Here is an 8828-nt window from a genome sequence, read left to right as displayed (position 1 = left end):
GCCAATCTAGGCGCGCGACGACGCTCAGCCTGGGCGGCTGAGTTAGGAGTGCAACAACGAGTGGCGCTGTTTTAACCACGTTCCCTCCGGGTTGCGGCCAAAAAGACCATGCGCAGCGTTGCAAAGCCTTGCCGGGCGCCAGCCCGGCTCCATTTTGCGCCTCACGCATGGCCTTTTTGACTCGCAACGCATCTTGCATAAATAGTGTGAACAGGCCCTAGCCCTGGGCGCGTTTTTTGGCGCTTTGCTGCTTTTTCGGTTTTGCACGTTTGACGGTGCCGCCCGGCGTCAGGCGCTGGTTGCCCAGCACGCGCAGGGTCTTGACTTCGGGGCGCTGGCCGTAACGCGCGCTGTTTTTCAGCACCTTGACGTCGCGCGGACCCGGCATGCGGTCCTCGTTGACCTTTTTTTCCTTTTCGGGCATCGGGCGCCACAGCACCAGCAGCTTGCCGATGTGCTGGATGGGCGCGGCGCCGAGCTCGTCGGCCAGGGCCTGGAACATGGCCTCGCGCGCGGGGCGGTCGTCCGACTGCACACGGACCTTGATCAGGCCGTGCGCCTTCAGGGCCAGGTCGATTTCCCTTTTGACAGCGGCGGTCAGGCCGTCCGAGCCGACCATCACGACGGGGTCCAGGTGGTGCGCTTCGGCGCGGTGGTCTTTGCGCTGGGCAGGGGTAAGTAATATTTGAGCCATGCCCTGATTATCCTAGAAGCCGCCGCTGCCGTTGATTTATCGTTGGGGATGCCGCAGCGCCCGGCTTTCGGTAAGAGGACAATACGGGCATGAAAGTAAAAACCCAAAGCAAAAAGGTCAACAAAGCGTGGCTGAATGACCACGTCAACGATACCTACGTCAAGCTGGCCAAAAGAGAGGGTTACCGGGCCCGCGCGGCCTACAAGCTCAAGGAAATCGATGAAATGCTGGGCCTGATCAAGCCCGGCCACTGTGTGGTGGACCTGGGCAGCGTGCCCGGCGCCTGGAGCCAGTACGCGCGCCGCAAGCTCTCGCCGGCGGGCGCGGCGGCCGGCGCACTCAATGGGCGCATCATCGCGCTCGACATCCTGCCGATGGACCCGGTCGAGGGCGTTGTGTTCATCCAGGGGGACTTCCGGGAGCCGGAGGTGCTGCAGGCTCTGGAGCAGACGCTGGCTGCCGACAAAGGCTTTACCAAGGTGGATGTCGTGATTTCCGACATGGCGCCCAACCTGTCGGGCATTGAATCGGCCGACGCCGCCCGCATTGCCCACCTGGTGGAGCTGGCGGTGGATTTTTCCGTGCAGCACCTCAAGCCCGAGGGTGCGCTGGTGGTCAAGTTGTTCCATGGCGGGGCCTACAGCCCGCTGGTCAAGCTGTTCAAGGAGACCTTCAAGGTGGTCAAACCCGTCAAGCCCAAGGCCTCGCGCTCGGAATCATCGGAAACCTTTCTGGTCGGCATGGGGCTGAAAAACAGGCCGGCCGAAACGGCCTGAGCTTGCTGAAACGCAATAAATGCCGCAATCCCGCTTCAAACCAAGGGATGTCCCGGGCTTTACATGCGGCTTTTGCCCTTGAAACGCCTAAAATCAGGCGCATGTGCCTTGTGTTCCTCTATCGGAGACATCCTTGAACAATCAGTGGTTTTCTAAAATTGCAATCTGGCTGGTGATCGCCATGGTGCTGTTCACCGTTTTCAAGCAATTTGATACACGCGGTGGCGCCGGTACGAATTACCTTGGCTATTCGGAGTTCCTGGACGAGGTCAAGGGCAAACGCATCAAGTCCGCGACCATCGCGGAGGGGCAGGGCGGTACGGAAATTTCGGCCGTCACGACCGATGACCGCCGCATCCGCACCACGGCCACCTACCTGGACCGCGGTCTGGTCGGCGACCTGATCGCCAATGACGTCAAGTTCGACGTCAAGCCGCGTGAAGAAGGCTCGCTCCTGATGACCCTGCTGGTCAGCTGGGGTCCGATGCTGTTGCTGATCGGCGTCTGGATTTATTTCATGCGGCAAATGCAGGGCGGCGGCAAGGGCGGGGCCTTCAGCTTCGGCAAATCCAAGGCCCGCATGCTCGACGAGTCCACCAACACCGTGACCTTTGCCGACGTGGCCGGCTGCGACGAGGCCAAGGAAGAGGTCAAGGAAGTTGTCGACTTCCTGAAAGACCCGCAAAAATTCCAGAAGCTGGGCGGTCGCATTCCGCGCGGCCTGTTGCTGGTCGGCCCTCCGGGCACCGGCAAGACCCTGCTCGCCAAAGGCATTGCCGGCGAAGCCAAGGTCCCGTTTTTCTCTATTTCCGGTTCTGACTTCGTCGAGATGTTCGTCGGCGTGGGCGCGGCCCGCGTGCGCGACATGTTCGACAACGCCAAGAAAAACGCCCCCTGCATCATCTTCATCGACGAGATCGACGCTGTCGGCCGCCAGCGTGGCGCAGGCCTGGGTGGTGGCAACGACGAGCGTGAACAGACCCTGAACCAGATGCTGGTCGAGATGGACGGTTTCGAAACCAATGTCGGCGTGATTGTGGTGGCTGCCACCAACCGGCCCGACATCCTGGATGCTGCCTTGCTGCGTCCCGGCCGTTTTGACCGCCAGGTGTATGTGACGCTGCCCGACATCCGTGGCCGCGAGCAGATCCTCAATGTGCACATGCGCAAGGTGCCGCTCGGCCAGGACGTCAACGCCAGCGTAATCGCCCGCGGCACCCCCGGCATGTCCGGCGCCGATCTGGCCAACCTCTGCAACGAAGCCGCCCTGATGGCTGCACGCCGCAATGCGCGCACCGTGGAAATGCAGGACTTCGAAAAAGCCAAGGACAAGATCCTGATGGGCCCCGAGCGCAAGAGCATGGTCATGCCCGAGTCGGAGCGCAGGAACACGGCTTACCACGAGTCGGGCCACGCCCTGCTCGGCAAGATGCTGCCCAAGTGCGATCCGGTGCACAAGGTCACCATCATTCCGCGCGGCCGCGCGCTGGGCGTCACCATGAGCCTGCCGGCCCAGGACCGCTACAGCTACGACCGCGAGTACATGCTGAGCCAGATCAGCATGTTGTTCGGCGGGCGCATCGCCGAAGAAGTCTTCATGAACCAGATGACGACCGGCGCGAGCAACGACTTCGAACGCGCCACCGCGCTGGCCAGGGACATGGTCACGCGTTACGGCATGAGCGAGGCGCTGGGCCCCATGGTCTACGCCGAGAACGAAGGCGAAGTGTTCCTGGGCCGTTCGGTCACCAAGACCAACAACATGAGCGAGTCGACCCTGAAAAAGGTCGACGAAGAAGTGCGCCGCATCATCGACCAGCAGTACGCCCAGGCGCGCAAGCTGATCGAGGACAACCAGGACAAGATTCACGCGATGGCCAAGGCCCTGCTGGAGTGGGAGACGATTGACGTCGAGCAGCTCGACGACATCATGGCCGGCAAGGAGCCGCGTCCACCGAAAGACTGGACACCGCGCAACCCGTCGGTGGGCGGCAGCGGTGGTCCCAGCGGCGGCACGCCGGCGGTCGCGACCGACCCGGCACCCACGGTGGCTTGAACGCCGCCATCCACATGACAACCGGGGCACGTCCCCGGTTTTTCTTTGGCTCGAAAATACCCCATGCTCTGGCAAACCTCGCGCTTTCAAATCGACCTTGACCAGCCCCGCGTGATGGGCATCGTCAACGTCACCCCTGATTCGTTTTCGGACGGCGGCAAATACTTTTCCGCGGGAGGCGCGCAGCGGTCCGCGTTTGCGCATTGCGAGCAGCTTGTCAAGGACGGCGCCGACATGCTCGACATCGGCGGCGAGTCCACCCGTCCCGGGGCACCGCCTGTGCCGCTCGACGAAGAGCTGGCTCGCGTGTTGCCGGTCGTGCGCCATGCGGCGACCCTGGGCGTGCCGGTGTCGGTGGACACCTACAAGCCCGAAGTCATGGCCGCGGTGCTGGACCTGGGGGCCGACATCATCAACGACATCTGGGCGCTGCGCCAGCCCGGCGCAGCCGCCGTCGTGGCCGCGCATCCCGCGTGTGGCGTGTGCCTGATGCACATGCACCGGGAGCCGCAGACCATGCAGGCCGCTCCCATGGACGGCGACGTGGTGCCGCAGGTGCTGGCTTTTCTGGCCCAGGCCGCCGCTGAGCTGCGCGCGCTGGGCGTCGCTGCCGACCGCATCGTGCTGGACCCGGGCATCGGTTTCGGCAAGACGGTGGCGCAGAATTTCGCCTTGCTGGCGCGCCAGCGCGAGCTGCTGGCGGCCGGTTATCCGCTGCTGGCCGGTTGGTCGCGCAAGTCCTCGCTGGCCGCTGTGAGCAGCAGCTCGCTGGCCCAGGTGGCCCAGCTCGACATCATCGACCGCATGGTGCCCAGCGTCACCGCCGCCGTGCTGGCCGTGGACCGCGGTGCGCGGGTGGTGCGTGTGCACGATGTGCGCGAAACCGTGCAGGCACTGAAGGTTTGGCTGGCTGCCACGGCGCCGCAGCCTACAAGCGGGCCGGACGGCGCACCGTAGAATTTCCGCTCACGGCGACATTGAAACAGACCATCCAGGGACATCCATCCATGACCAGAACATACTTCGGCACCGACGGCATTCGCGGCACGGTGGGCCAGGCGCCCATCACGCCTGATTTTGTGCTCCGCCTGGCGCATGCGGTCGGCCGCGTGCTGAAAAAGACCGAGGCCCGGCCCACCGTGCTGATTGGCAAGGACACCCGCATTTCCGGCTACATGCTCGAGAGTGCGCTGGAGTCGGGGTTCAACTCCGCCGGCGTTGACGTGGTGCTGCTCGGGCCCTTGCCGACGCCGGGCGTGGCCTACCTCACGCGCACGCAGCGTGCCAGCCTGGGCGTGGTGATCAGTGCCAGCCACAACGCCTTTCCCGACAACGGCATCAAGTTCTTCAGCGCCCAGGGCGCCAAGCTGCCGGACGCCTGGGAGCAGGAAGTCGAGGCCGTGCTGGAACAGGCGCCGGTGTGGGCGGACTCGCCCAACCTCGGCAAGACGCGCCGGCTCGATGATGCCGCCGGCCGCTACATCGAGTTCTGCAAAAGCACGTTTGCCAATGACCTGACACTCAAAGGCATGAAGATCGTCGTTGATGCGGCGCACGGTGCGGCCTACCACATTGCACCGGAAGTCTTTCATGAGCTGGGGGCCGAGGTCATTGCCATCGGCTGCGCACCCGACGGCATGAACATCAACCACGAGGTCGGCGCGACCCATCCCGAGGCGTTGATCAAGGCCGTCAAGGCCTATGGGGCGGATTACGGCGTGGCGCTGGACGGCGACGCCGACCGGCTGCAGCTGGTGGACGCCCAGGGCCGTCTTTTCAATGGCGACGAAGTGCTGTACCTGATGGTGGCTGAGCGCCTGGCGCGCGGCGAAAAAGTGCCGGGCGCGGTCGGCACCCTGATGACCAACATGGCCGTCGAAGTGGCCCTGAAAGCCCGAGGCGTCGAGTTTGTGCGCGCCAAGGTCGGTGACCGCTACGTGCTGGAAGAACTGGAGAAACACGGCTGGCTGCTCGGCGGCGAAGGCTCCGGCCACCTGCTGGCGCTGGACAAACACAGCACCGGTGATGGACTGATCAGCGCGCTGCAAGTCTTGCAGGCCTGTGTGCGCAGCGGCAAAAGCCTGGCGCAACTGCTGGCCGACGTCACGCTGTTCCCCCAGACCCTGATCAACGTGCGCTTGCAGCCCGGGCAGGACTGGAAAAGCAGCGCGGCCCTGGCAGACATGAGCCGCAGCGTTGAAGCCGAGCTCGGCGACAGCGGCCGGCTGCTGATCCGCGCCAGCGGCACCGAGCCGCTGCTGCGTGTCATGGTGGAGGCGCGCGACGCCGCGCAGGCCCTGGCCTGTGCCGAGCGGGTGGCGGATACCGTCAGGCTCTGACCCGGGTTTTGAATGAATAGTGCCGCTGGTCCAGGGTGGCCGGGCGCCAGCAGCTATCAAAAAGAGAGCATTCTGTTCAGGGGGCGCGGAGGCACCGGCGCCATGCGCCCTGGCGCACGGATTCATGACCTGGATCAAGTTTTTCCGCAGGGGATTGCGTAAGCTGGCGTTTTACCCCTGCCGGAGCCATGAACATGCCGAATCTTGAATGGTCTGACGCGCTCGCGCTCGACCTGCCCGCGATGGATGACACCCACCGGGAATTTGTCGACCTGCTGGCGCAGGTGGAAAACGCCGCAGACCACGCGCTGCTGGACCACTGGCGCGTCTTGCTGGACCACACTGCTGAACATTTCAGCCGGGAAGATCGCTGGATGAAGGAGACGCGGTTTTCATCGTCCAACTGCCACAGCGTGCAGCACAAGATCGTGCTGCAGGTCATGCGTGAAGGCCTGACCGGCGGCGAAACCGGCAACCTGAAGATGCTGCGCGACATGGCGCGAGAACTCGCGCTCTGGTTTCCCCAGCACGCCCAGACCATGGATGCCGCACTGGCCCTGCACCTGCGCGGCATCGGGTACGACCCGGTCACGGGCGTGGTGGCCATGCCCGAGGCCTTGCCCAGGGACATCATTCACGGTTGCGGCGGCGCCAGTTGCACCGACACCCAGGCGCCTGCAGCCACCGCCCAGGCGGCATGAGTACCGCGCCTGCCGTTGCGGCCGGTGCCATGGGCGTGCCGCACCACCGCCTGCATGAGGATGTGCAGGCCCTCACCACTGGCACCCTGTTTGTGGCGCTGGGCGTGGTCATGTTTGGTCACGCCGGACTGTTGACGGGCGGCACGGCCGGCATCGCTTTTCTGATTCACTACGCCACCGGCCTGAGTTTCAGCCTCGCGTTTTTTGCGGTGAACCTGCCTTTTTATGTTTTTGCGTGGCGGCGCATGGGGCTGGCCTTCACCCTCAAAACCTTTGCGGCCGTGGGCCTGCTGTCGCTGTTCACCTGGGTCCTGCCGCAGGGGCTGGCCTTCGGCTACCTGTCTCCCGCGCTGGCGGCGGTACTCGGCGGGCTGCTCTGCGGCGCGGGCATGCTCATCGTGTTTCGCCATGGCGCCAGCCTGGGCGGGCTGAACATCGTGGTGCTTTACCTGCAGGACCGCCTGGGTTGGCGCGCCGGCAAGGTGCAGATGGTCATGGACGGCCTGATCGTGCTGGGTGCGCTGTGGGTGACCGACTGGCAGCGGGTGGCGTTGTCGGTGCTGGGCGCCGTGGTGCTGAACCTGGCCCTGGCCATCAACCACCGGCCCGGCCGCTACATGGCGATGTAGCTGCGTCTCTTCAGACCAGTATCCGGAACAGCCCCTTCCGGGACGAGGCAGCACCTCAGCCGAACCTCGAATTTATTTACCGGCGCGCTGGGCGTCCTGCGCCATCGCGCCCGTGGTCTTGACGAGATTCAGGCCTGCAGCCCAGTGACTACGTGCAGTGGGTGCTCCTGAAAACGAAGCATGGCCGGATCGCTCAGGGCGATGGCTCCGCCTGCCAGCCGCCACCGAGCGACTGGATCAGCGCCACGGCGGTGGTCTGGCGGTCGGCCATGGCCTGCACCAGCGCGCGGCGCGCGCTCAAGGCAGTGGCCTGCGCGGCGATGACCTCGGTGTAGCCGACCTGGCCGCTGCGGTAGCGGTTGAGCACCTGCTGCTCGACCTGGTCGGCCGAGGCGGAGGCCTGGCGGCGCAGCTCCTGCTGGGTGAGCAGCACGCGGGTCGCGGCGAGCTGGTCCTCGACATCCTGGAAGGCGGCCAGCACGGTCTGCCGGTAACGCGCCACGGTTTGTGCGTGGGCGGCCTCGCTGCCTTCCACGCGGGCGCCCGTGGCCCCGGCATTGAACAGCACCTGCGCGGCCGACAGGCCCAGCGACCAAGCCATGCTGGAAGCGCTGAACAGGTCCGCCACACGGCTGGCGCCCAGGCCATAGGAGGCACTCAGGGACAGCTTGGGGTAATAGGCGCTTTTGGCGATGCCGATCTGCTCGTTGGCGGCCGCCACGCGGCGTTCGGCCGCGGCGATGTCGGGCCGGCGCTGCAGCAGCGTCGACGGCACACCGACCGGAACCTCGGGCACGGAAGGTTTCCATGCCGCGCGGGCGAGCGAAAAATTGCCCGGCGCCTCACCGACCAGCACGGCGATCGCATGCTCGAGCTGCGCGCGCTGCCGCACCAGGCCGGCATCGTCGGCCTGGGCATTGGCGAGCTGGGTTTGCGCCTGCAACACATCGGTCTTGCCGACAATGCCGGCGTTGTAGCGGTTCTGTGCAATTTCCAGTGCGCGTCGGTAGCCGGTGAGGGTGTCCTCGAGCAGGCCCTTCTGCGCGTCCAGCTGGCGCAGCGAAAAGTAGTTGATGGCCAGTTCGCCTTGCGCCGACAGCTTGGCCGAGGCCAGATCGGCCGCGCTGGCCTGGGCGCCCGCGCTGGCACCATCGACCGCACGGCCGAGACGGCCCCAGACGTCGGGCTCCCAGCTGCCGCCTATGCTGAGCTGGTAGTTGTTGCCGGTGCGCCCGCCCGAGGTGTTTGTCGTGGTTGTGCTGCCACTGCTGCTGCCATCGCTGCCGGAGCGGGTGGCACCGCTGCCCAGCGTGACCGCCGGAAAGAGAGACGCGCGCTGCTCGCGCACCAGCGCACGGGCCTGCGCGTAGGCGGCCACGGCGGCGGCGACGTTCTGGTTGGACACCTCGACCCGCGCGGCCAGCTGGTCGAGCACCGGGTCACCGAACAGCGACCACCAGGGGCCGCGTTCCAGCGCATCGGCCGGTGCGGCGGGCACCCAGCCTTCGGCCTCCTTGTAGCTGCTGACCTCGGGCGTGAGCGGCCGCTGGTAGGTGGGACCGACGGCGCAGCCGCCGAGCAGAACAACAAGCGCAGCGGCGATGGGGTAAAGCGTGAATCTGGATCGCATGGC

Annotated in this window: 8 protein-coding genes; 6 read left to right on the top strand and 2 right to left on the bottom strand. The window is 65.4% G+C overall.

Going from position 1 to position 8828, the window contains the following annotated elements:
- Window positions 1-217: 217 nt before the first annotated feature.
- A complete protein-coding gene (locus tag B7G53_RS02170; RefSeq protein WP_096662791.1) occupies window positions 218-694 on the bottom strand; it encodes a YhbY family RNA-binding protein in 477 nt (158 codons plus the stop codon).
- Window positions 695-783: 89 nt separating this feature from the next.
- On the opposite strand from B7G53_RS02170, the gene B7G53_RS02165 reads away from it, so the two are divergent.
- From B7G53_RS02165 to B7G53_RS02140, 6 genes are all read left to right on the top strand, one after another.
- The gene (locus B7G53_RS02165; RefSeq protein WP_096662788.1) at window positions 784-1470 is read left to right on the top strand and encodes an RlmE family RNA methyltransferase; all 687 of its coding nucleotides are present in this window, start codon (window positions 784-786) and stop codon (window positions 1468-1470) included.
- 133 nt (window positions 1471-1603) lie between these two features.
- Window positions 1604-3526, top strand: coding sequence for an ATP-dependent zinc metalloprotease FtsH (gene ftsH / locus B7G53_RS02160; RefSeq protein WP_096662785.1), 1923 nt, complete (start codon window positions 1604-1606; stop codon window positions 3524-3526).
- A 63-nt stretch (window positions 3527-3589) separates the two neighbouring features.
- Complete coding sequence (gene folP, locus B7G53_RS02155) at window positions 3590-4483, top strand: dihydropteroate synthase (RefSeq protein ID WP_096662782.1); 894 nt, start codon at window positions 3590-3592, stop codon at window positions 4481-4483.
- 50 nt (window positions 4484-4533) lie between these two features.
- Window positions 4534-5865 (top strand): phosphoglucosamine mutase, encoded by a 1332-nt coding sequence (glmM, locus tag B7G53_RS02150; RefSeq protein WP_096662779.1) that lies wholly within the window; start codon window positions 4534-4536, stop codon window positions 5863-5865.
- Window positions 5866-6059: 194 nt separating this feature from the next.
- Entirely contained in the window at window positions 6060-6566 is a 507-nt protein-coding gene (locus B7G53_RS02145; RefSeq protein ID WP_096662879.1) for a hemerythrin domain-containing protein, read from the top strand.
- A complete protein-coding gene (locus B7G53_RS02140; protein WP_096662776.1) occupies window positions 6563-7195 on the top strand; it encodes a YitT family protein in 633 nt (210 codons plus the stop codon). The genes B7G53_RS02145 and B7G53_RS02140 overlap by 4 nt, the downstream gene beginning before the upstream one ends.
- A 193-nt stretch (window positions 7196-7388) precedes the next feature.
- Here the strand turns inward: B7G53_RS02140 and B7G53_RS02135 are convergent, their stop codons facing one another.
- Window positions 7389-8825 (bottom strand): efflux transporter outer membrane subunit, encoded by a 1437-nt coding sequence (locus B7G53_RS02135; protein WP_255249881.1) that lies wholly within the window; start codon window positions 8823-8825, stop codon window positions 7389-7391.
- Window positions 8826-8828 lie beyond the last annotated feature (3 nt).

This window comes from Polaromonas sp. AET17H-212, from assembly GCF_002379085.1.
Classification (GTDB): domain Bacteria; phylum Pseudomonadota; class Gammaproteobacteria; order Burkholderiales; family Burkholderiaceae_C; genus Polaromonas.
The sequence above is the reverse complement of the archived record's forward strand: the minus strand, read 5'-3'. Positions and strand labels throughout refer to the sequence as shown.